The following is a 272-nucleotide window of genomic DNA, read 5'->3' as shown; positions in this document are numbered from 1 at the left end:
GGGCGGCGGGTGGCCCTGGGGGATCCTGTGCCTACTCGCCATCTTTCTGCCTTCGTTTCTTTTGGTCTTCGGCGTCATGCCCTTCTGGGACCGGCTGCGCCGCGTGCAAGGGATCCAGTCGGCATTGATGGGCGTCAACGCGGCGGTGGTGGGACTGCTCCTTGCCGCCCTTTACCACCCGGTCTGGACCAGCGCGATCCGCTCTCCAGGGAACTTCGGCCTGGGGCTCGTGGCTTTCGGCCTGCTCATGTTCTGGAAGCTGCCGCCCTGGC

General features: G+C 66.2%; 1 protein-coding gene. It reads left to right on the top strand.

The annotated features are described in order from the left end of the window. On the top strand, nt 1–272 hold a 272-nt coding region (locus ACTFO6_RS18780), incomplete at both ends, for a chromate transporter (protein ID WP_439935876.1).

Origin of the sequence: Pelomicrobium sp. G1 (genome assembly GCF_051905455.1) — a bacterium.
GTDB lineage: Bacteria > Pseudomonadota > Gammaproteobacteria > Burkholderiales > UBA6910 > Pelomicrobium.
Note: the sequence above shows the minus strand (reverse complement) of the source record. Positions and strands in the feature narration are given on the sequence as shown.